The organism is Brachybacterium sp. p3-SID957 (assembly GCF_025144775.1).
Lineage (GTDB): Bacteria > Actinomycetota > Actinomycetes > Actinomycetales > Dermabacteraceae > Brachybacterium > Brachybacterium epidermidis.
The window spans coordinates 1-19,743 of the sequence record NZ_JALXKT010000037.1; the positions used below are offsets into that span (position 1 = coordinate 1).

General features: G+C 72.0%; 20 protein-coding genes. 6 read left to right on the forward strand and 14 right to left on the reverse strand.

The genetic code is table 11. The annotated features are described in order from the left end of the window. Window positions 1–66: 66 nt before the first annotated feature. Window positions 67–1,248, reverse strand: a complete 1,182-nt coding sequence (locus tag M3B01_RS09180; RefSeq protein WP_259791460.1) for an anhydro-N-acetylmuramic acid kinase — start codon at window positions 1,246–1,248, stop codon at window positions 67–69. A 14-nt stretch (window positions 1,249–1,262) separates the two neighbouring features. Then, complete coding sequence (locus tag M3B01_RS09185; protein WP_259791463.1) at window positions 1,263–2,768, reverse strand: glycoside hydrolase family 3 N-terminal domain-containing protein; 1,506 nt, start codon at window positions 2,766–2,768, stop codon at window positions 1,263–1,265. Between the two features lie 259 nt (window positions 2,769–3,027). On the opposite strand from M3B01_RS09185, the gene M3B01_RS09190 reads away from it, so the two are divergent. The 3 genes from M3B01_RS09190 (at window position 3,028) to M3B01_RS09200 (ending at window position 6,449) form a co-directional block, all read left to right on the forward strand. After that, window positions 3,028–4,059, forward strand: coding sequence for an N-acetylglucosamine kinase (locus M3B01_RS09190; protein WP_259791465.1), 1,032 nt, complete (start codon window positions 3,028–3,030; stop codon window positions 4,057–4,059). Further along, on the forward strand, window positions 4,056–4,904 hold the full coding sequence (locus M3B01_RS09195) for a DUF1345 domain-containing protein (RefSeq protein ID WP_259791467.1): 849 nt from the start codon (window positions 4,056–4,058) through the stop codon (window positions 4,902–4,904). Before M3B01_RS09190 ends, M3B01_RS09195 begins: the two co-directional genes overlap by 4 nt. Window positions 4,905–5,021: 117 nt before the next feature. Next, entirely contained in the window at window positions 5,022–6,449 is a 1,428-nt protein-coding gene (locus tag M3B01_RS09200) for an NAD(P)/FAD-dependent oxidoreductase (protein ID WP_259791470.1), read from the forward strand. A 150-nt stretch (window positions 6,450–6,599) separates the two neighbouring features. Here M3B01_RS09200 and M3B01_RS09205 read toward each other — a convergent pair whose 3' ends face one another. The 9 genes from M3B01_RS09205 to M3B01_RS09245 all read right to left on the reverse strand — a co-directional run bounded on the left by M3B01_RS09205 (window position 6,600) and on the right by M3B01_RS09245 (window position 14,557). Beyond that, on the reverse strand, window positions 6,600–7,028 hold the full coding sequence (locus M3B01_RS09205) for a TA system VapC family ribonuclease toxin (RefSeq protein WP_193865327.1): 429 nt from the start codon (window positions 7,026–7,028) through the stop codon (window positions 6,600–6,602). Then, window positions 7,025–7,246: a CopG family transcriptional regulator gene (locus M3B01_RS09210; protein WP_259791474.1), complete on the reverse strand. Its 222-nt coding sequence runs from the start codon at window positions 7,244–7,246 to the stop codon at window positions 7,025–7,027. The genes M3B01_RS09205 and M3B01_RS09210 overlap by 4 nt, the downstream gene beginning before the upstream one ends. Window positions 7,247–7,343: 97 nt before the next feature. Then, window positions 7,344–9,272 carry a bifunctional copper resistance protein CopD/cytochrome c oxidase assembly protein gene (locus M3B01_RS09215; RefSeq protein WP_259791478.1) on the reverse strand — a complete coding sequence of 643 codons (1,929 nt, stop codon included), beginning with the start codon at window positions 9,270–9,272 and terminating at the stop codon, window positions 7,344–7,346. Then, entirely contained in the window at window positions 9,269–9,688 is a 420-nt protein-coding gene (locus M3B01_RS09220; RefSeq protein ID WP_259791480.1) for a CrcB family protein, read from the reverse strand. The genes M3B01_RS09215 and M3B01_RS09220 overlap by 4 nt, the downstream gene beginning before the upstream one ends. Next, on the reverse strand, window positions 9,685–10,236 hold the full coding sequence (locus M3B01_RS09225; protein ID WP_259791482.1) for a CrcB family protein: 552 nt from the start codon (window positions 10,234–10,236) through the stop codon (window positions 9,685–9,687). Before M3B01_RS09225 ends, M3B01_RS09220 begins: the two co-directional genes overlap by 4 nt. A gap of 87 nt (window positions 10,237–10,323) precedes the next feature. Further along, window positions 10,324–11,877, reverse strand: coding sequence for a dihydrolipoamide acetyltransferase family protein (locus M3B01_RS09230; protein ID WP_259791485.1), 1,554 nt, complete (start codon window positions 11,875–11,877; stop codon window positions 10,324–10,326). Between the two features lie 30 nt (window positions 11,878–11,907). Continuing rightward, window positions 11,908–12,897, reverse strand: a complete 990-nt coding sequence (locus tag M3B01_RS09235; RefSeq protein ID WP_102234789.1) for an alpha-ketoacid dehydrogenase subunit beta — start codon at window positions 12,895–12,897, stop codon at window positions 11,908–11,910. Beyond that, window positions 12,894–14,147, reverse strand: coding sequence for a thiamine pyrophosphate-dependent dehydrogenase E1 component subunit alpha (locus M3B01_RS09240; RefSeq protein ID WP_259791493.1), 1,254 nt, complete (start codon window positions 14,145–14,147; stop codon window positions 12,894–12,896). The genes M3B01_RS09235 and M3B01_RS09240 overlap by 4 nt, the downstream gene beginning before the upstream one ends. A gap of 14 nt (window positions 14,148–14,161) precedes the next feature. Beyond that, window positions 14,162–14,557, reverse strand: coding sequence for a hypothetical protein (locus tag M3B01_RS09245; protein WP_259791495.1), 396 nt, complete (start codon window positions 14,555–14,557; stop codon window positions 14,162–14,164). 209 nt (window positions 14,558–14,766) lie between these two features. On the opposite strand from M3B01_RS09245, the gene M3B01_RS09250 reads away from it, so the two are divergent. After that, complete coding sequence (locus M3B01_RS09250; protein WP_259791497.1) at window positions 14,767–14,967, forward strand: hypothetical protein; 201 nt, start codon at window positions 14,767–14,769, stop codon at window positions 14,965–14,967. A 36-nt stretch (window positions 14,968–15,003) separates the two neighbouring features. Here M3B01_RS09250 and M3B01_RS09255 read toward each other — a convergent pair whose 3' ends face one another. The 3 genes from M3B01_RS09255 to M3B01_RS09265 form a co-directional block, all read right to left on the reverse strand. Beyond that, window positions 15,004–16,293, reverse strand: coding sequence for a Gfo/Idh/MocA family protein (locus tag M3B01_RS09255; RefSeq protein ID WP_193865319.1), 1,290 nt, complete (start codon window positions 16,291–16,293; stop codon window positions 15,004–15,006). A gap of 165 nt (window positions 16,294–16,458) precedes the next feature. Then, window positions 16,459–17,781, reverse strand: a complete 1,323-nt coding sequence (locus M3B01_RS09260) for a nitrate/nitrite transporter (protein ID WP_259791499.1) — start codon at window positions 17,779–17,781, stop codon at window positions 16,459–16,461. Between the two features lie 118 nt (window positions 17,782–17,899). Then, the gene (locus M3B01_RS09265; RefSeq protein ID WP_259791500.1) at window positions 17,900–19,006 is read right to left on the reverse strand and encodes a histidinol-phosphate transaminase; all 1,107 of its coding nucleotides are present in this window, start codon (window positions 19,004–19,006) and stop codon (window positions 17,900–17,902) included. Between the two features lie 91 nt (window positions 19,007–19,097). On the opposite strand from M3B01_RS09265, the gene M3B01_RS09270 reads away from it, so the two are divergent. Next, window positions 19,098–19,322, forward strand: coding sequence for a FitA-like ribbon-helix-helix domain-containing protein (locus M3B01_RS09270; RefSeq protein ID WP_259791501.1), 225 nt, complete (start codon window positions 19,098–19,100; stop codon window positions 19,320–19,322). Further along, window positions 19,319–19,702: a type II toxin-antitoxin system VapC family toxin gene (locus M3B01_RS09275; protein WP_259791502.1), complete on the forward strand. Its 384-nt coding sequence runs from the start codon at window positions 19,319–19,321 to the stop codon at window positions 19,700–19,702. Before M3B01_RS09270 ends, M3B01_RS09275 begins: the two co-directional genes overlap by 4 nt. Window positions 19,703–19,743 lie beyond the last annotated feature (41 nt).

Genomic DNA, 19,743 nt, shown 5'->3' on the forward strand with positions numbered 1-19,743 from the left:
GGTGGGTCGAGGAGCGGGGGTGGGCTCGTGGTCGGGTCGAGGTGTGGGGGTGGCAGGGCTGCGGTGTCAGGGATCGCCGGGAGTCGGGATGGCGGGGAAGTGCAGGCGGCGCAGGGGCCGGCCGGGATGCTGGGCGGCGGGGAGCGCCCCGGGCGGGGTGAGGGATCCCAGCACGGCGGGCCCGCTCGCACCGGTGATCGCGGTGCCGTCGGCGCGGGGAAGCACGGCGGGGACCTGCTCGGCGCTGAGCCAGCCGATCAGTGCCATCAGCACGGCCTCCTTGGCATCCGCCGGGAGCCCGGCGCTCTCGGCGTCCATTATGACCGGACCGGCCAGCAGGTCCTCGAGCCGCTCCCGCAGTGCGGGGTTGTGGATCCCCCCGCCGGTGAGCACCACGCGCTCAGGGGCGAGGTCCAGCACCGCTCGGGCGATGGTGGTGGCGGTGAGCTCGGTGAGCGTGGCGGCCAGGTCCGGCAGGCCCGGCAGCGCGAGGCCGCGGGCCGCGGCGAGGCGGTCCACGTAGGCGGCGTCGAACTGCTCGCGCCCGGTGGAGCGGGGCATCGGCGCGGCGTAGAACGGGTCGGCGAGCAGTGCCGCCAGCAGCTCCTGATCGATGCTTCCTGCGCGGGCCAGGGCCCCGTCGAGGTCGCAGGCCTGCTCACCGCCGGTGCCGTTCAGCACGGCAGCGTCGATCAGAGCGTTCCCGGGCCCGATGTCCCCCGCGATCACCTCGCCCGCGCCCACCAGGGACACGTTGGCGATGCCACCGATGTTGACCACTGCAGTGGGGCGGTCGCCGAGCACCAGCTGGTCCAGGATCGGCACCAGGGGCGCCCCGTGCCCTCCTCGGGCCACATCGGCCGAGCGCACGTCGTACAGGACGGGCACACCGGTCGCGAGGGCGATGCGGGAGGCGTCGCCGATCTGCAGGGTGCCCGCGGCGCGGGAATCCTGCACCCAGTGGTAGAGGGTCTGGCCGTGGGTGCAGATCAGCTCCGCGCCACCACCCTCCAGGGCAGCGTGAGCGGCATCGGCGAAGGCCTCCCCTACCTGTGCGTGCAGGCGACACCAGGTGCCCACGTCGCTGGTGGCCGGGGGCAGCACGGCCAGCAGGTCGCGGCGCAGCCGCACCGGCCAGGGGTGCTCGCCATGGTGGAGGATCCGGGCGTGAGCGAGGGCAGGATCGTCCTGGTCGCGCCGGAACTCGACCAGGGCCACGTCGATCGCGTCCAGGCTGGTGCCGGACATCATCCCCAGCACCCTCATCGGCCCGACCCTCCCGTCGAGGACGGGCGCCCCATCGAGCAGGCGCGTCCCAGCAGCAGTTCCGCAGCAGCCACCATCGAGGCGCGGCCGGCGCCGTGGGCGAGCACGTACCTGTCGTGGCGGTGGGCGGCGTCGGGGACCCCGACGTGCACCAGGATCGCGTCGGGACGCAGGCGCAGCAGCTCGGCCAGCCGTGCCTGCTCCTCGCGGTCCGAGCGGGGCAGGCGGGTGATCACCAGCGCATCCGTACCGGGTCGGGCGAGGTCCGCGGGGTAGCCCGCCTCCTGTGCCTGCACGCCCCGCTCTCGCAGCACCTCCGCCAGGACGCTGCGGCGGCTGCCGGAGGCGTGGTCGCGGCGCCGGCGCGCATCGGCGATCACCACGGGCCCGCCGGTGAGGGCACCGGCGCTGCGCCGCTCCCGCACCGCACGGGCGGCAGCCTCGGATCCGACGCGCTCCAGGGCGATCAGGGCGCCCGTGAGATCGGGACTGCCTATGCCGTGCCGGCGCTCTCGGATCCATCCGCGGCGCTGCCGCACCTCGGCGGCGCGCCGAGCGAGGACGTCGCGAGGGATGCGCCCGGAGTCGGCAGCGGCGACCAGGGCGTCGTGGGCCTCGCGCAGCATCTGCTCGTCGTCGCGGCGGATCGAGGTGCCCAGGCACAGCAGGTGGGCCCCGGCCTCGACGGACCGCACCACCGCCTCGCCGTACCCGATGGGGCCGGAGACCCCGGCCATGTCCAGGGCATCGGTGATCAGCAGTCCGCGGAAGCCGCCCTCACCGCAGATCTCGTCGAGCACCTCGCGAGCCCACGGGGAGATGCTGGCCGGCCCCTCGCCGAGCGCGGGCACCTGGACGTGGGCGGTCATCACTGCGTCCATCCAGGGGGCCAGGTGCCAGGGCTCGAGGTGCTCGTACTCGAACTGCTCGCGGGCCAGCTCGATCGTGGGCAGCGCGGTGTGGGAGTCCACGTGGGTGGCGCCGTGGCCCGGGAAGTGCTTGCCGCACACCCCCACGCCCGCATCGCGGATGCCCCCGGCCATGGCACGGGCGTGGCGGGCCACGAGGTCGGGATCGGCGCCGAAGGCACGGGTGCCGATCACCGGGTTCTTCGGGTCGGTGGACACGTCGAGCACGGGAGCGAGGTCCAGGTCGATGTCGCAGGCGGCCAGCAGGTCACCCAGTGCTCTGCCGGCGGCGCGGGTGAGATCGGGGTCGTCCACCTCGCCGAGGGCCCAGGCCGTGGGGAGGGAGGAGCCGACTCCGGCCTGCAGCCGGGTGACGTCCCCGCCCTCCTCGTCGGCGGCGACCAGCACCTCCGGCTCGATCCGGTGCAGGTCACGGGAGAGCTGTGCGCAGGTGGCAGCGTCAGGAGTGTTGAAGGCGAACAGGATGATGCCGCCCAGGCCCGCGCGCAGGGGCTCCTCGAGATGGTCCGGCACCTCGGTGCCGTTGAACGACGCCAGCAGCACACCCAGCGCATCGCGATCCCAGGTGCTCATCCCTTGACCGTCCCCGAGGTGAGACCGAGGGCAAGGCTGCGCTGAACCAGCACAAAGTAGATCACCACGGACAACCGGTACGGTGATGCTGGTGACGCGGCGCTAGTGCCTCATATCTCAGCGAACCGGCTGCGAGAACACGACGTCGTGCGATCATGAGAACTCCTTTGAAGCTCGCGGCTGAGCCAGGCCCCTGCGGGATCGAATAAACTTTTGCCTCAGGTGATGCATCACAGAAGTTAACACGATCGGAGCCAATATGGAACGGGATCAACGGCGCATCGTCCTCGCTGCGGACATCGGGGGCACCAGCAGCCGCATCGAGGTGCGGGCGGTTCCCGGCACCTCCGGTGCCGAATCGTCCGGCACCGACGCCCGCACCGCAACCACCGAGGGGGAACTGCTGGGAGCCGCCACCGGCCCGGGCTGCAACCTGCGCTCGAGCGGTCCGGAGGCGTTCACGACGCTCGCGGCCACCATGCGCGACGCGCTCGGGGAGGTGTCGGGGCACGAGGTGAGCCACGCGGTGCTCGCCTTCGCCGGGGCGGGACCCGCGCAGCATCAGCAAGTGCAGCGCGCCACCCACGAGGCCGCGGCGCCGCTGGGGATCGACGCCTCCCGACTCACCGTCACCGACGACCACCTGGTGGCGTTCCTGGCCGGCGAGGTGGGGGACGACGGGATCCTGCTGCTGGCCGGGACCGGGGCCGTTGCGGTCACCTACCGGCAGCGCCGGGCAGTGGAGCGGCGCGACGGCATGGGGTGGCTGCTGGGGGACATCGGTTCAGCGGTGTGGCTGGGCCGCCGCACCGTGCAGGCCGTGGCCGCGGACCTCGACAGTCGCGGTCGCCGCACCCTGCTCACCGAGCGGGTGGGCGACATGCTGGACCTGGATCTGCGCGACGGCCTGCTGCCGCCCTCCCCCACCGGCGACGTGCGCCAGGACCTGATCCGGGCCGTGGACCGGATCGCCCCGGCCGGGTACCCGGCGGGGCTGGGTCGCTTCGCTCCCCTGCCGGGCACGGTGCTGGAGGATCCGGCCGCACGGGAGATCCTCGATACCGCGATCCGCCACTTCTGCACCACGGTGCGGGAGATGGACCCCTCCCTGGGCCTGCCCGTGGTGCTGGCCGGTTCCGTGCTTGCCACCCCCGGTCCGATCCGGGACGAGGTGGTCACCGGGTTCGACGCCGAGGGCCGGGAGCACCGCACCGTCTCCTCCGGACTGCCGGGAGCGGTGCGCCTGGCCACCGAGATGGCTGCCGAGATGGCGGGTGGGCAGAACCGATGAATGCCGGCGCGTCGTCGGCCGGCGCCACGGCACCCTCCCAGCAGGCCGGGGCCGAGCCCGCTCGCCCCGCATCGGTGCGGCAGCCTCGGCCGGCGCGTCCCCGTCCCGCTCGGGAGCGACGCCGCTCCCGCACCCTCCGGCAGCGGCTGCTCTCCCCCGGCCTGCGGGTGCTGTTGGCCATGGGCATCGCCACCGCCATCACGATGGTGCTCGTCCTGACGATCCCCGAGCTGAACTACGTGCTGGCCGACGATCAGGCCGATGCCACCGCGGCCGCCATGCTGATCACCATCGCCACGGTCGCCGCGTTCGGTGTCATCAACGCCGCGCTGACCTACTGGGCGACGACCGGGGTCTCGCGCAACCGCCTGGTGGCCTCGATGCGGCTGCTGCGCGTGCAGCGCTACCGGCGCCTGTACCGGTGGGTGACGGGGTACGGCGGGCCCGTGATGGAGGTGCTGCAGCTGATGCTCAGCGCGGGCATCGCGATCGCCCTGATGGTGATGAGGCCGTCCGGCATCGCCATCCCGATCCTGCTCGCCTTCACCATCGGTGCGCTGGTCTCCGCCTGGATCGGCTCGGTGATGACCTACGCCCTGGAGTACGTGGCGGAGGACGCCTGGGGGGACGCCTTCGACCTGCATGCCACGCCCGGGCCGGAGCGCTCGATGCGCGACTACGTGTACGCCGCGACGCTGATCCAGACCACCGCCGGGGTGGGCGACTTCCTGCCGCGCACGTCGGCGGCACGGAAGCTGGTGCGCGATCAGGCCGTCCTGGCCCACGTGACGGTCACCATCCTGATCACCCTTGGCGTGTCCGTGGTGGTCACCGCCCTGGGCTGAGGCCGCGCAGCTCTCCAGGCCAGCGCCTAGGATGGTGCACGTCTGCTTGCCGCTGGGCACGGTGCCGGAGCCACCTCCGCGTGCACCCGCCCGACGCCCGATCCGGAAGGCCCCTCGATGTCCGAGCTCCACGACCCGGTCCCCACCCGCGAGAAGGTGCTGGTGATCGGCGCCGGTCCCGCGGGACTCGCCGCCGCCGCCGCCCTGAAGGCCCTGGAGGTGCCCTTCGACCTGGTGGACCGCTCCGCCCACGTGGGCGGCATCTGGAACGAGGAGCGGGAGGACTCCCCCACCTGGCGCTCGATGGAGATGGTCTCCTCGCGCCGCTTCACGCAGTACGAGGACATGATCCAGCCGGTGTCCTTCCCCGACTACCTGCGGCCCGAGCAGATGGGCAAGTACCTGCGCGCCTATGCGGCCCGCTACGACCTCACCGAGCACTTCCGGCCCGGCGTCGAGGTGCGCTCTGCGCGCCCGTTCTCCGAGGGCGTGTGGCAGGTGGAGTTCTCCACCGGGGAGATCCACATCTACGCCGCGGTGATCTCCGCCCACGGCATCTCCGAGCGACCCCACCTCCCCGCCTGGGCGGCCGAGGTCGATCCCGCGATCCACGTGATCCACTCCAAGCAGTGGAACGGCGCCGACGGCCTGGAGGGCAGGCGCGTACTGGTGGTGGGGTCCGGCCAGTCCGCGGCCGACATCGCGGTGGACGCCGCCCGTCGCGCCCTGGAGGTGCGCTGGTCCGTGCGCACCGGACACTGGATCGTGCCCCGCCACATCGCCGGCATGCCCGGGGACGTGGCTGCTTCCCGCGAGCCCGCCGCGCTCGGGAAGCTCAGCGACGCGATCGCACAGACGGTCATCGGCCGGATGGCCGGGGACCCGTCGGACGTCGGGCTGCCCAAGCCGTCCGCGAGCGTCCTGGAGGACGCGGTGATCATCTCCGACGACGTGCTGGACCGGATCCGCGAGGGCCGCATCACCCCGATCGCCCCGGTGACCGGGGTACGGGCCGACGGCACGGTGGTCTACGCCGACGAATCCGACTACCGGCCCGACCTGATCGTGCTGGCCACCGGGTACGAGACCGGTGCGGACCACCTCCCGGAGGACGTCATCCCCCGCACCGCCCGCGGTGAGCTGGACCTGTTCCTGGGAGCGTTCCCACGGGGTCGCGACGACCTGGTGGTGCTCGGTCAGAACCGGGTCTCCGGTGGGGTGCTGCCGATCCTGGTGGAACAGGCCGACATCGCCGCCTACCTGATGAAGGCCGTGCGCGACGGCTCCCCCGCCCTCACCCAGTTCCACCGCGCCCGCGCGGGCTCCGATTCCGCGGTGCCGGTGACCACCGCGGGCAAGGGCGGCGGCCTGCTGGGCCGGATCACCGAGAAGCTGGGCACGGCCCCGGTCAACCGCCGCGCTGCCGAGTCCACGCCTCCGGCCACTCGCAATCCGGCCGACTCCTCCGAGGGCCGTGTGGTGCCGTTCGTGGACCGCGACCGCCTGCTGGGACGCCTGCGCACGGTGCGGTCGCTGTTCGCCTGACCCGCCCGCGGCACGGCTCGGGGCGATCCTCCACCGGGAGCATTGAGGCGTTCCCGCGGGAACGTCACTCCGAGCCGGTTCGTCAGCTCCCGCGCAGGACGGAATGCGCCGTGCCGTGCGCTCGGATCGATGGGCACCTGCCCAAGTCATTCACCGTGCACAGGGGTTGAGCCACGTGACGTCCGTGAATCGGGCGAAATCGGAGTCTGCGCTGACAACCGGCACCCCGTACTGGATGGCCAGAGCCGCGAGCTGGGCATCGGGAACCAGGTTGCCGGTCACATCGTGCTTCTCCATCAGGCCACGCAGGATCGACCAGCTCGCCGGGGTGACATCGGGCATCCACGCCGCGGGGGCCCCGAGCCAGTCGTCCACGAAGACCGCTGCGGTGGGTGCCGACAAGGGCGTGCCCATGATCCGGGGGTGCGTGGCGATGCGCAGGAACGCCGACAGGCTCTGCCATGGAAGTCCGATCCTCACCTCACCGTTGAGGTGCTCCTCGAGGAAGGACCTGGCGGAGGGGTGGTCCCGAGCTGACTCGTCCACCGCATAGAGCAGGATGTTGGCGTCGACGATCATTCGTGATCGAGAGTGTCCAGGACCTCGCCGATGTTCCTGACATCAATGCGAGCTCCGAGCGATTCGGTGCGCTGGACGAACCGCTGCCGCGCGCTGCCGCGTTGCATCCCCCGTCGCGCAAGGGTGACCACAGCTTCACTGGTGCCCAGCCCGTGCTCGCGACGGAGCCTGGCGACCTCGGCCTCGACATCCGGCGTGAGATTGACGGTGGTTCTCATGCATTCAGCGTAGCATCAGTGATGCACGCATCATGCATCACTGATGCGCACTGCGGGGATCCCCGCGGGATCCCCGCACCAGCGCCGGATCGAACTGTCAGCTCCCGGTTGTGGTGCGCACTCCTGGTTTCAGGACGAGCTGCGAACCGGCCGCCTGGCGGCGACCCCTCCGGAGCACGACCGGAACGACCGCCGCGCAGAGCACGGCCAGACCAGTGACGAGGATCCCGACCCTGCGCTGGTCGGCCAGGGCGTCCGGCCACCACTGCCGACCCGTCGCGCCGAACCAGGTGGCCGCCAGCAGGATGTCCGTGGTGGACAGGGCGATGCCCGCCACCACGAGCAGAAGGAGCGGCGCGCCCGCCACCAGCGCGGCACGGGCCACCGTGGAGCGTCGACGCTTGCTGGCCACCTCGGTGGCAGGGGCTTCCTCAAGCACCGTGCGCACCAGCAGCACCGCGAGCACGCCACCGACCAGGGCGAGCACCTGCAGCCCCAGATGGGCGACGTGGCTCTCGAGCGCGACGCGCAGCCCGGGCCCGGCGTACACCGCGATCAGCAGGGCCACCGGGGCGGCGGCCACCAGGGCGGCGAGCCAAGTGCGTCCCCGCACCAGCACGCGCACAGGTGCCGGCACGGTGAGCGCACTGCCGATCAGGGCGCCTGCCGACAGCAGCAGCACGTGCTGCAGCACGTGGGCGGAGACGAGCACCTTGGCGTACACGTTCAGTGCACCGGAGGTGACCAGCACCAGCAGCGCAGCCCCTCCCACCAGGCGCATGCTCGCTGCCCGCTCGCGGGACGGCGCGGCGGGGCGCCACCACCACAGCAGCAGGGCGCAGGCCAGGGCCATGCCGAAGGGGTCGGGCCGCCACTGGGTGAGCACCGTGGTGAGCTCCGGGGCCGGAGGCAGCGGGTAGCCGGAGAGCACGGCGGCCGGGCCCGGAGGCGGAGGGACTGCCTCGGCCGGCGGCGGGGAGGAGCTCATGGCCGCGGCCAGGGACACGGCCAGCCCCAGCAGGACCAGCTCCGTCAGGGCGAGCCTGCGGTACACCGCCACCGGCGGCAGGCCCTGCCCATCGTCAGCGGTGCGAGCGAGGCCGGTGGCGATCTGGCGACGCTGCAGAGCGCCCATCACGCCGAGCGCCAGCAGCAGCACGGCCTTGGCGACGCCGATCTGCACATAGGGGTGGGTGAGCAGCTCGGCCGGGGAGTTCATGCGCACCGCGAGCGCCCATACGCCGCTAAGGGCGAGGGCGATCCAGGCGATCAGGGCCAGGTGGGAGTAGCCGCGCACCACGGCGGCATCGTCCCGGGAGGTGGCCGGCAGCAGCTGCAGCACGGCCAGGCCGCCCAGCCAGATGCCCACGGCCAGCAGGTGCACCATCATGGTGGAGGTGGCGACCTCGTGGGTGTCCCCGCCGGAGGCGTGCCCGGTCATGGCGGCGCAGAACGCCACGGCGGCGATCATCACGGTGACCACGCGGGCCAGGCCCCGGGAGGACCCGGTGACGGCCACAGCGGTGGCTGCGGCGCTGACCAGCAGGGCTGTCAGCAGCCACACCCCCAGGTCCGTGGCCAGGTACACGCTGAGGTCGGAGCCGAATCGGTCCGATCCGACCGGCTGTCCAGTGGCGATCGCGTAGGAGAACAGCAGGGCGACGCCGCGCGCCACCGTGGTCACGCCCGCGGTCACCGCCACCACCAGCATGGCGCGGGAGCGGTCGGCCTCCTCGCGCAGCAGCCATCCGGCCAGCAGCGCCCCGCCCAGGGACATCGCGCCGGCGAGGTCGGCGATCAGGGCGGCGACAGGCGCCCCGGTGCGGGCGATCAGTCCTGCATCGCGCAGCACGGGGTTGCCGGCCCCGGCGGCGTCGGCCGCGAGCACCGAGATCGCGGCGAGCACCAGCAGGACGGCGCCTCCGATGAGGGCCGGGACCAGCGGGGAGCGGTCGGGACGGGAGTCGGCGTCAGAGCGGCGGGCTGCAGCGTCGCGGGCGCCGCGCCGGGAGGGGGGTGCGGTCACGAGCCGATCACCAGGCCCAGCCATAGGGCGGCCATGCCGGTGCCGATGGTGAACAGCACGTAACCGAGCCCGAGCACCGGCGCCCCGCGCCGCACCAGGTTCACCACGTCCAGCGTCGCGGTGGCCACCGTGGACAGGGCCCCGCAGTACCCCACGCCCAGCAGCAGGTACAGCAGCTCGAGGGGCCCTCCGACCGATCCCAACCGCATCACCAGGATTCCCAGCAGCAGGCAGGCCAGGAGGTTCGCCAGGAAGGTCGCCCACGGCATCATCTCCAGGCCGGTGGGCAGGTGCCCGCGGCCGGACCTCTCGCGGGCGGCGGCACGCTGCTCCATGAGCACGATCAGGCCCCAACGGCTGGCCGCTCCCCCGGCGCCGCCCAGGGCGACCACGAGCATGCTCAGCAGGAAGATCATGCGCTCACCTGCTCCGGACCACGGCGTGCCAGGAAGCGCGCGAGAAGCATGCCCACCACCAGGGCGCCGATGCTGAGCACCAGCGAGAGGGTGGCGTAGACGATGGCGAGGATCGCGAAGTCCGCACCCATCATGGCCGCCCCGTCCAGCACTGCCGTGGACATGGTGGTGAAGCCCCCGCACAGGCCGGTTCCCAGCAGCGGCTGCATCCAAGGCCTGCCCGGCCGCACCTCGAGCACTCCGACCAGTGCCCCCAGCCCCAGGCATCCCAGCGCGTTGGCCAGCAGGGTCGCCCAGGGCAGCTCCACCAGGGTGGGCGTGGCCAGGCTCGGTACGGCCGCGCTCAGCAGGAACCGCAGCAGTGCACCGAGCGCCCCGCCGGCCGCGACCAGGAGGACGACCTGCCGGGAGGGAAGGGGCGTCCGCGGAGGACCGGAGCTGAGGGTCTCGGCCTCGGTGCTGTCCTCCAGTCGCAGCGCGTCCATCTCGGCGGTGTGCATGCGCGCGTCATCGCGGCGGGCCGTCGGGCGCGGAGAGGGGGAGGTCACCGCTTCAGCGTACCGAGGCGCACCGGATCGCGGTCACCGCCGGCCTCGGGTGCGGGCCCGCTGAGACGGAGGAGTCGAACGCAGCGGTCATCCCCACACGAGTCCGAGCGCCGGGTCCTCCAGCACGGCGGAGATGTCGCGCAGCAGTTCGGCACCGAGGGCCCCGTCGATCAGGCGGTGGTCGAAGCTCAGGGCGAGCTGGGCGATCTGCCGGGGCACCACCTGGCCGTCCACCACCCATGGCTTCTCCTTGATGGCGCCGATCCCCAGGATCACCGACTCGCCGGGGTTGAGGATCGGGGTGCCCGAGTCGATGTTGAACACGCCGAAGTTGGTGATGGTGATGGTGCCCTCGCGGGTTGCCGACAGCGGAGTGCGACCGGCCCGTGCGGTCTTGGCGAGCTCGTCGATCTCCTCGGCCAGCTCCCGCAGGGTCATCAGGTGGGCGTCCTTGATGTTCGGGACGATCAGACCCCGCGGCGTGGCCGCGGCGATGCCGAGGTTCACGAAGTGCTTGTAGACGATCTCGCCGGCGTCCTCGTCCCAGGAGGCGTTGACCTCCGGGTTGCGGCGGATCGCCACCAGCAGCGCCTTGGCCACCACCACCAGGGGGCTCACCTTCACCCCGGACCACTCGCGCGAACCGCGCAGCTGCTGCACGATGCGCGTGGCAGCAGTCATGTCGACCTCGTTGAACACGGTCACGTGCGGGGCGGTGAAGGCGGAGGCCACCATCGCCTCGGCGGTGCGCTTGCGCACCGAGCGGATCGGGACCCGGGTGGTGCGCTCGTCGCTGGTGACGCCGGCGAAGGGCTGGTGGCGGCTGGACTTCATGGCGGCGTCCAGGCCCTCGGGGGCCTGCGGCGACTCCTCGGGGAAGTACTGGCCGTCGTGCACGGTGACGGTGTCGCCGCTCATGGCGCGCTGTTGGGCGGCCAGCACGTCCTCGCGGGTGACGGTGCCATCGGGCCCGGTGGCCAGCACGTCGGCGAGCGCGATGCCGAGGTCGCGGGCGAGCTTGCGCACGGGCGGCTTGGCGAGGATCCGGTCGATGGGGACCTGGGTGTCCTCCTCCTGGGCGGTGCGGCGGCGCCGGCGGCGCTGGGGGGCCGACGGTGCGCCGTAGCCCACCAGGTTCTTGGGCTGGTCCTGCTCCGCGTCCTCCGCGGCCCCGTCGGCCCCGGTGTCCTGCGCTGAACCGGCGTCCTGCGCGGAACCGACGCTCTGCCCGGGGTCGGCGTCCCGCTGCGAGTCGGGATCCTTGCCGGGGTCCTGCTCCGCGGCCTGGGCGGTCTCCTGCGGGGTGGCCTCCACGGCGTCTCCGGCGGCAGGGCTCTGCTCGGGGGCGGGGCCGCCGCTGGTGTCGATCTCCAACAGCGGGGCGCCGACGGGCACCTCCTGACCGATGGACACCAGCACCTTGGTGACGGTGCCGGCGACGTGGCTGGGCAGTTCGACGGCGCTCTTGGCGGTCTCCACCTCGATCACGGCGTCGTTGATGGCGATCGTGTCGCCCACGGAGACCTTGATGTCGACGATCTCGGCCTCGGTGAGGCCCTCACCGGGGTCGGTGAGATTGATGCGGACGATCCGACTGTCGGGCGCGGAGCTGGATGCCTGGGGGTCGGTGGGGTCAGCCATGGGATGGTCCTTCCACGGGGGTGGGAACAGTCAGTGTGCGAGGACGCGATCCACGGCGTCCAGCACCCGGTCCAGATCGGGCAGGTAGGCGTGCTCCATGCGGGCCGGCGGGTAAGGGGTGTGGTAGCCGCCCACTCGCAGCACGGGCGCCTCCAGGTGGTAGAAGCACTCCTCGGCCACGCGGGCGGCGATCTCACCGCCCAGACCTCCGAGCACGGGGGCCTCGTGCACGATCACCAGGCGGCCGGTGCGCTTGACCGACTCGTAGACCGTGGGCAGGTCCAGGGGTGCCAGCGAGCGGGCGTCGATCACCTCGAGGTCGACGCCCTCGGCCGCCGCGGCCTCGGCGCTCTCCAGGGCCAGCGGGAGGCTGGGGCCCCAGGCCAGCAGGGTGGCGTCGGTGCCGGGGCGGGCCACGGCTGCCTCCCAGGGGGACAGCTCGGGCCGGTGGTCGGGATCCACGTCGCCCTTGACCCAGTAGCGGCGCTTGGGCTCCAGCATGATCACCGGGTCGTCGCTCTCGATGGCCTGGCGGGTCATCCAGTAGGCGTCCTGGCTGGTGGCGGGGGCCAGGATGCGCAGTCCCGCGGTGTGGGCGAACAGTGCCTCGGGGCTCTCGGAGTGGTGCTCCACCGCGCCGATGCCGCCGCCGTGGGGGATGCGGATCACGATCGGCAGGCTCACCCGGCCCTGGGTGCGGTAGTGCATCTTGGCGACCTGGGTGGTGATCTGGTTGAAGGCCGGGAACACGAAGCCGTCGAACTGGATCTCCACCACGGGCCGATACCCCCGGTAGGCCAGGCCCACGGCGGTGCCCACGATCCCGGCCTCGGCCAGCGGGGTGTCCACCACCCGCTGGGAGCCGAACTCGGCGTGCAGACCGTCGGTGACGCGGAAGACGCCGCCGAGCACGCCCACGTCCTCCCCCATGATCAGCACGCGGTCATCGGCGCGCATGGCGTCGCGCAGTCCCGCGGTGATCGCCTTGGCGATGGGAAGAGTGCTGCTGGTGGTGCTCATCGGCCGCTCCCCCCGCCCGTCGCGCCGGATCCCTCGGTGCTGTCTGCGTCGCCCTCGAACTGGGCGACGTACTGCAGGTACTGCTCGCGGTCGCGCTCCACCACGGGATGGGGCTCCGCGTAGACGTGGTCGAACATGGCTACCGGGTCCGGATCGGGCATGTCGTGGATGAAGTGGTGCAGGCGCATGGCGAGGTCGTGGGCCTCCTCCTCGCAGGCCTTCACGTAGGTCTCGTCGATCTCGTCGAGCTGGGCGAGGTGGCGGCGCAGGCGCAGGATCGGGTCCTTGTCGGCCCACTGCTGCTCCTCCTCGCTGCTGCGGTAGCGGGAGGCGTCGTCGCTGGTGGTGTGGGCGGCCATGCGGTAGGTGATGGCCTCGATGAAGCGGGGCCCTTCCCCGGCGCGGGCCGCGTCCATGGCCGAGCGCACGGCGGCGAGTACGGCCAGCACGTCGTTGCCGTCCACCCGGATCGAGGGGATGCCCCAGCCGCGGGAGCGCTGGGCCAGTGGCACCCGGGTCTGCACGGAGGTGGGCACGGAGATCGCCCACTGGTTGTTCTGGGTGTAGAACACCACCGGTGCCTGGAAGGAGGCGGCGAAGGTGAAGGACTCGGAGACCTCGCCCTCGCTGGAGGCGCCGTCGCCGAACAGGGCCAGCACCGCGGTGTCGCTGTCGAGGTCGCCGGTTCCCACCAGGCCGTCGCGCTGCAGGCCCATGGCGTAGCCCACGGCATGGGGGGCCTGGGAGCCCAGCACGATCATGTACGGGTGGGTGCGCAGCTCGTACGGGTCCCAGCCGCAGTGGGAGATCCCGCGGTACATCTCCAGCAGGCGCATCGGCTCGATGCCGCGCGCCCAGGCGACCCCGTGCTCGCGGTAGGTGGGGACGAGGTAGTCCTGGGTGCGGGCCGCGTGCCCGGCGCCGATCTGCGCGGCCTCCTGCCCGAGCGCACTGGCCCACAGGCCCAGTTGGCCCTGCCGCTGCAGCGAGGTGGCCTCGAGGTCTGCCGCGCGGATCATCACCATGTCGCGGTAGTAGCCGCGCAGGCGCTCCGGGGAGGCCAGGTCCGGTCCGGGGTCGGCGGTCGCTGACGCATCGCCCTCAGCGGCACCTGCGGGGGATGCGGTGCTGTGCCCCGCCAGGACGGCGTCCAACTCCTCGTGGGGGGTCCGGGTGCCGTCGGGAGCCAGGAGCTGGGTCATCGGCTCCTGGTCGGCGACAGGCGGGATGGTGGTCGAGAACGCGCTCACCGCTCGATCGTAACCTACGGTTCCGTAGGGTGAGAGGGAGGAGCCTCGCCGACCGACTCCGGCGCGCCGTAGGGACCACTGCTGCTCACGATCGCGGCAGCTGGACGCGACTGCCACGCGCGCATCCCCGCTGCAAGAGTCACCACGGCGAGGAGGATGCAGGGCAGGGCGACGTACACCAGCATGAGCGGACTCTCCGGCAGCCGCGCATCCCACCGTGCGAGGACCCTCGCCACCACGGCGAACGCGAACACGAGAATGCCGGCGCAGGTGGCCAGCCCGGCCGCGATGGCCTCGTCGGTGCCACGGGGGAGATCGGTGCCGATCTCCTCGCCGCCCCTCATCGCGAGCAGGGGACCAGCGAGGAGCACCGCGCCCACGAGGCCGAAGAGGATCAGCCAGAGGGCCACCCGCACGCAGCGGCGGGCCCAGTCAACTCTGACTGCGGGCCCGGCGCACTCCCCCTGCGCCGATCAGCACGGTGAGAACGATGACGATCCACCAGATCAGATCCATGGCTCCCCCTCGCCCGGTGACTGCCTGGGCGCGAGCGTACCAACGGCGTGATCCACTTCACAAGACGCAGTCGATCCTGGCCACATGCCCGCGCGCCGGCGGCGTGGCACGCGCCTTCGACGCCGTCCCGGCGGTGTACGGGGAGCTCACCCGCGCCGGCCCCCCGCAGGCCAGGCTGATCGGGCGTGTCCTGCATGTCTCCCGGATCGAGGAACGCACCGGACGTGCAACCCGAGCGGAGATCACCGTGGCCGAGGACGGCACGCTGCTGGGACTGGCGTACACCGAGTCGGACGCCGACTGAGAGGAAGCACGCTCCCGGTCACGGCCCGGCAGCTCCTCACTGCACAGCGGAGCCCTTCCGTGCATCCTGCGCCGCGAACAGGGCCTCGAGGTCCAGCGGCTCCTGGTCGACGTCGAGGTCCTGCACCGGCAGGGGGCAGTCGCCCAGGTCGGTGATGGGCAGGCGCTCGCCGTCCCGGTTCATCGACTGGTGGGCGATCACCCCGGGCAGGGTGTAGCGGGCGGCCTGCCAGGCGTTGACCATGGGCTGCATGCCGTCGGCCACGGCGCGGGCGAAATCGTCCACCAGGAAGTGGTGGGCCCCCTCGTGGCCGTTGGGCTTGCCCTGGAGCTCCTTGGGCAGGCGCGCCTGGTGGTGGGCGGGGGCGGCACCGGCCACGAAGGCGTCGCGCAGGGCCGGGGAGACGTCGGCCAGGCGCGGATCGTCCAGGCTCATGGTGGCGCCGGTGGCGATCAGGTCGGTCACCTCCAGCACCCGCTGCTTGTCGTGCCAGTAGGTGACCTCCACGGTCTCCTCGAAGGAGGACTCCTCGCCGAAGAACCGGAAGCGGGACTCGCGCTTGTGGGAGGGGTAGCCAACGCGGCGCAGCTCATTGGTGCGGAACGCGCCGCCGTTGTCCATCTCGAACAGGGCGAAGGCGTTGGAGACGTCGTTGCCGAACATCGAGACGCTCTTGTCGAACACCCCGTCGCCACGGGTGTCGGGGCGGCCGATCGCGGAGACGGAGACCGCGTGGTTCGGGATCACGCCCAGGATGCCGCCGATCGAGTGCGTGGGGTACAGCAGCGGCGGGTAGGAGGCGGTGGACTTCCACTGCTCGCCGCCGGAGTACTTGTAGGCGTCGTAGAACCCCAGGTCCATGTCGTGGACGTAGTCGCCCTCGGCGTAGAACACCTCACCGAACACGCCCTGCCGGTACAGGCGGCGGGCCAGCACCACTGCGGCGTTGTACTGGCTGGTCTCGCCCATCATGTACACCAGGCCGCTGCGCTGCACCTCCTCGGTGATCTGACGGATCTCCTCCTCCTCGATGGCCATCGGCACGGAGGAGTACACGTGCTTGCCGGCGCGCAGGGCGGCCAGGGCGTGCTGGCCGTGGGTCCAGCGCTGGGTGAAGATCGCCACGGCGTCCACGTCGGAGTCCAGCAGCTGCTCGAGGGTGTCGAAGCGCCCGGCGAACGGCACACCGCGTGCTTCGACGGCGTCGATCCGCTCGGGGATCGAGTCCACCGCGTAGAGGGCGTCGATCTCGGGGTGAGCGGCGAACAGCTCCGCGAAGTGGGAGCCGAACTGGCCGATGCCGACGATGCCGAGAGTGAACGTCATGGAAGGCTCCTGAGCTGGAAGAACGACGAAATGGAGGCAGGGCTGCGGGGCTGGGTCACGGCCACGCGGCACCGGGCGGGTGGCTGCGGACCAGCCTAGTGATCGTTCCCGGGCCGACACGCCACGAGCGTCCCCCGGGATGGCCGGCGGCATCCGGAACGGGGGTCAGATCCTCCGCCATCGGCCGTTGCGGAGCACCTCGCGCCACGGCGGGACCACCTGCCCGCGGGCAGCCATGCGGCGGCGCAGGTTGCGGCGGCTCACCAGCATCCCGGTGATCCCGGCGAGGATCAGCGGGATCTGCACCGCGAAGGCGATGCGGAAGGCCTCCAGGTCGTAGGCACCGTCGGGACGCAGGGCGTCCAGCACCAGGCCGATCACCAGGATCGCCACCAGGCCGCCGACGAAACCGCCCATGATCACCACACCGGTCGCGGTGCCCAGGCGGTGCCGGGCCAGGTCCGTGCGCGGGAAGTCGAAGCCCACGTTGGAACCGGGACCGCCGATCGCCAGGCCTGCCACCAGCACGATCAGCAGCCACATAGGGGCGGGTCCCGGCCAGAGCACCAGGGCGATCAGCGGCACCAGGATGGTGGCGATGATCAGCAGCACCAGGGTGGAGCGTCGCAGCGGGTGGCGCTGGGTGAGCGCGCCGATCACGGGCCCGGAGACGATGCCCGCGATCACCAGGACCGTCATCACCCCGGATGCCACCGGCAGCGGCAGCCGCTCTCCCGCCGTGAGGTACGGGAACCCCCACATCATGGAGAACACGATCCCGGGGAACCCGGAGGTGAGATGGGTGAAGAATCCGAGCTGGGTGGCGGGGTGGCGAAGGATGCGTCCCAGCACCAGGGGGATGCGCCGAAGGTCCTGCTTCACGGTGGGGCGGCGCGTCCCAGGTGGGGTGGCTCGCACCAGGAGAAGTGCCAGCAGCGCTCCGCAGGCCGCCACCCCGGCAGAGGCGGTGAAGGCCGGGGTCCATCCGTGCAGGGACAGGATCATCACGAAGGGCACGGCGGAGGCGATCTGCCCCACCTGGCCCAGGATCCCGGTGAGCTGGGTGAGGACGGGGACCCGGGCGGCGGGGAACCAGGCCGGCACCAGGCGGATGGCACTGGAGAACGTGAGGGCGTCCCCCGCACCCACCACCACTCGCGCCAGGATCGCCACGGTGACGGTGTCGGCGTGGGCCAGCAGCAGCTGACCGGCGGCCATCAGCACGGCGCCGGCGGCGAGCGTGACCCGGGAGCCGTACCGGTCCAGCAGCAGGCCGGCCGGGACCTGCGCCAGCGCGTACACCAGCAGCTGCACCACCACGAAGGTGGAGACGATGGTGGCGGAGGCGCCGAAGCGCTCGGTGGCGTCAAGTCCGGCCACACCCATGGTGGTGCGCTGCAGCACTGCCGAGGCGTAGGTGAGCACGGCCGCGATCCACACCACGTAGGCCCGCGGGCCTCCCAGACGTGGCGCGCTGACGCTGCTCATCGGCTCTGCTCCTTCCTCGATCCGGCTCGGTCCTGCCGGTCCGCCGCCAGGAGGGTACGCCCAAGGGCCGCTCGGGGCGTACCGGCCCCAGTGGGTTGCCGTGGACCGTCGGCGCCTCTCAGGCCTGCGCGTCGCGCTCGCGCCACTGGCCGCAGATGTCGATCAGCAGGTCGTTGGCCTCCTGCTCGGCGATGGTGGCACGCACACCGTCCACCCCATAGGCCCGCAGCACCAGGCCGCGCTGCTCGGCGAAGGCGGTGAACTGCGCGCTGCGCTCGGCCAGCGGGAAGTACAGGAAGTTGCCCTGGCTCACCGGCAGCTCCCAGCCCTGCGCCCGCAGTGCATCGGCCACGCGCGCGCGTTCCTCACGGATCCATGCGGCCCGCTGCTCGAGCTCGGCCATCACGGCCGGCTCGCAGCTGGCCAGGGCCGCGGCCTGGGCCAGGGATCCCGCTCCGAAGGGCACGGTGACCTGGCCAAGTGCACGGGCCAGCCGGGGGTGGGCCACGGCGTAGCCGATCCGCAGGCCCGCCAGGCCCTGCATCTTGGAGAAGGTGCGCAGCAGCACCACGTTGGGATGGTCGCGGAAGATCGTGGCGGTCTCGGCCACGGAGTCGGGGTCGTGGAACTCCCGGTAGGCCTCGTCCAGGGCCACCGCCACGTGCTCCGGCACCCGGCTCAGGAAGACGCGGATCTGCTCGGTGGTCAGCGAGGGCCCGGTGGGGTTGTTGGGTGTGCACAGCAGCACCAGGCGGGTGCGGTCGGTGATGGCGGCGGCCATGGCCTCGAGGTCGTGCTCGAAGGTGGCGGTCAGGGGAACCGGGACGCTGACCCCACCGTGGGAGCCCACCAGGATCGGGTAGGCCTCGAAGGAGCGCCAGGCGAAGACCACCTCGTCGCCGGGGTCGACGACGGCGCGCACCAGATCGCCGCAGACGGCCACCGAGCCCGTGGACACGGCGATCTGCGTGGGGTCCACGCCGTGCAGGGCACCGAGCGCCTCCCGCAGGGCCACCGCACCCATGTCGGGGTAGCGGTTCGCGCTGTCCATCGCGGTGATCACGGCCTCCCGCACCGCCGCGGGCGGAGGGAACGGCGACTCGTTCGAGGAGACCTTGAACCGATGGCCTTCCCCGTCGGCAGCGGGCTTGCCGGCCACGTAGGCGGGCAGCGCCTCCAGCGCGGAGCGCAGTCGGATCGACTCGGAGCGCGGTGTAGCGGTCATGGCCTCAGGTTATGCCCGATCGAGATCACCGCACCGGGCAGGCCGAGGGATGGGCTGTGCATGCACCCTGCATGCCACCTATGCTTGGTGCATGCCAACGATCCAGGTGCGCAATGTTCCTGAGGAGACCAGTCGGGCACTCAAGGCGAAGGCCGCACTCGAGGGCAAATCGCTGAGCAACTACCTGCTCGACGAGCTCGAGCGGCTGGCCACCCAGCCCAGTCGCGCCGAGCTGCTGGCCCGCATCTCCGAGCGGGGGCGGCGTGAGCTCCCACCGGCAGAAGCTGTGCTGGCCCAGCAGCGGCCGAGCGCATGACCCTCGTGGTCGACGCGTCGGTGGTCGCCGAGGTCCTGCTCGGCACTGCTCGGGGTGCATCTGCCGTTCCGCATCTCGAGGGCCACGATCTGATCGCACCCCAGCACCTCACCGCCGAGGTGGCCTCTGTTGTGCGGGGCTGGTCCTTGGGCGGCCATCTGACCGAGGACGACGCGCTCCGGGCGTTCCGTGAGTTCCAGCAGCTGGGTGTGGAACAGGTGCCGATGATCGACCGGCTGCCGGCCGTCTGGGCACTCCGGCACAACCTCACGGCCTACGACGCGATGTACGTGGTGCTGGCACGCGTCATCGGCTGCCGCCTGCTCACACTCGATGCCCGTCTGGCCGCGGCAGCGCCCGATTGCGCCACCGTTCCCTGACGGTTCCTGCCGCGGTCTCGCTGCGATGCCGAGGCGGTAGC

Bases quoted from the DNA above. Each gene is read 5' to 3' on its own strand.
- M3B01_RS09200 (WP_259791470.1), top strand. From the start codon at position 5,022: ATGTCCGAGCTCCACGACCCGGTCCCCACCCGCGAGAAGGTGCTGGTG.
- M3B01_RS09220 (WP_259791480.1), bottom strand. From the start codon at position 9,688: ATGATCTTCCTGCTGAGCATGCTCGTGGTCGCCCTGGGCGGCGCCGGG.
- M3B01_RS09255 (WP_193865319.1), bottom strand. From the start codon at position 16,293: ATGACGTTCACTCTCGGCATCGTCGGCATCGGCCAGTTCGGCTCCCAC.
- M3B01_RS09260 (WP_259791499.1), bottom strand. From the start codon at position 17,781: ATGAGCAGCGTCAGCGCGCCACGTCTGGGAGGCCCGCGGGCCTACGTG.
- M3B01_RS09195 (WP_259791467.1), top strand. From the start codon at position 4,056: ATGAATGCCGGCGCGTCGTCGGCCGGCGCCACGGCACCCTCCCAGCAG.
- M3B01_RS09265 (WP_259791500.1), bottom strand. From the start codon at position 19,006: ATGACCGCTACACCGCGCTCCGAGTCGATCCGACTGCGCTCCGCGCTG.
- M3B01_RS09185 (WP_259791463.1), bottom strand. From the start codon at position 2,768: ATGAGCACCTGGGATCGCGATGCGCTGGGTGTGCTGCTGGCGTCGTTC.
- M3B01_RS09210 (WP_259791474.1), bottom strand. From the start codon at position 7,246: ATGAGAACCACCGTCAATCTCACGCCGGATGTCGAGGCCGAGGTCGCC.
- M3B01_RS09235 (WP_102234789.1), bottom strand. From the start codon at position 12,897: ATGAGCACCACCAGCAGCACTCTTCCCATCGCCAAGGCGATCACCGCG.
- M3B01_RS09190 (WP_259791465.1), top strand. From the start codon at position 3,028: ATGGAACGGGATCAACGGCGCATCGTCCTCGCTGCGGACATCGGGGGC.
- M3B01_RS09275 (WP_259791502.1), top strand. From the start codon at position 19,319: ATGACCCTCGTGGTCGACGCGTCGGTGGTCGCCGAGGTCCTGCTCGGC.
- M3B01_RS09180 (WP_259791460.1), bottom strand. From the start codon at position 1,248: ATGTCCGGCACCAGCCTGGACGCGATCGACGTGGCCCTGGTCGAGTTC.
- M3B01_RS09230 (WP_259791485.1), bottom strand. From the start codon at position 11,877: ATGGCTGACCCCACCGACCCCCAGGCATCCAGCTCCGCGCCCGACAGT.
- M3B01_RS09270 (WP_259791501.1), top strand. From the start codon at position 19,098: ATGCCAACGATCCAGGTGCGCAATGTTCCTGAGGAGACCAGTCGGGCA.
- M3B01_RS09205 (WP_193865327.1), bottom strand. From the start codon at position 7,028: ATGATCGTCGACGCCAACATCCTGCTCTATGCGGTGGACGAGTCAGCT.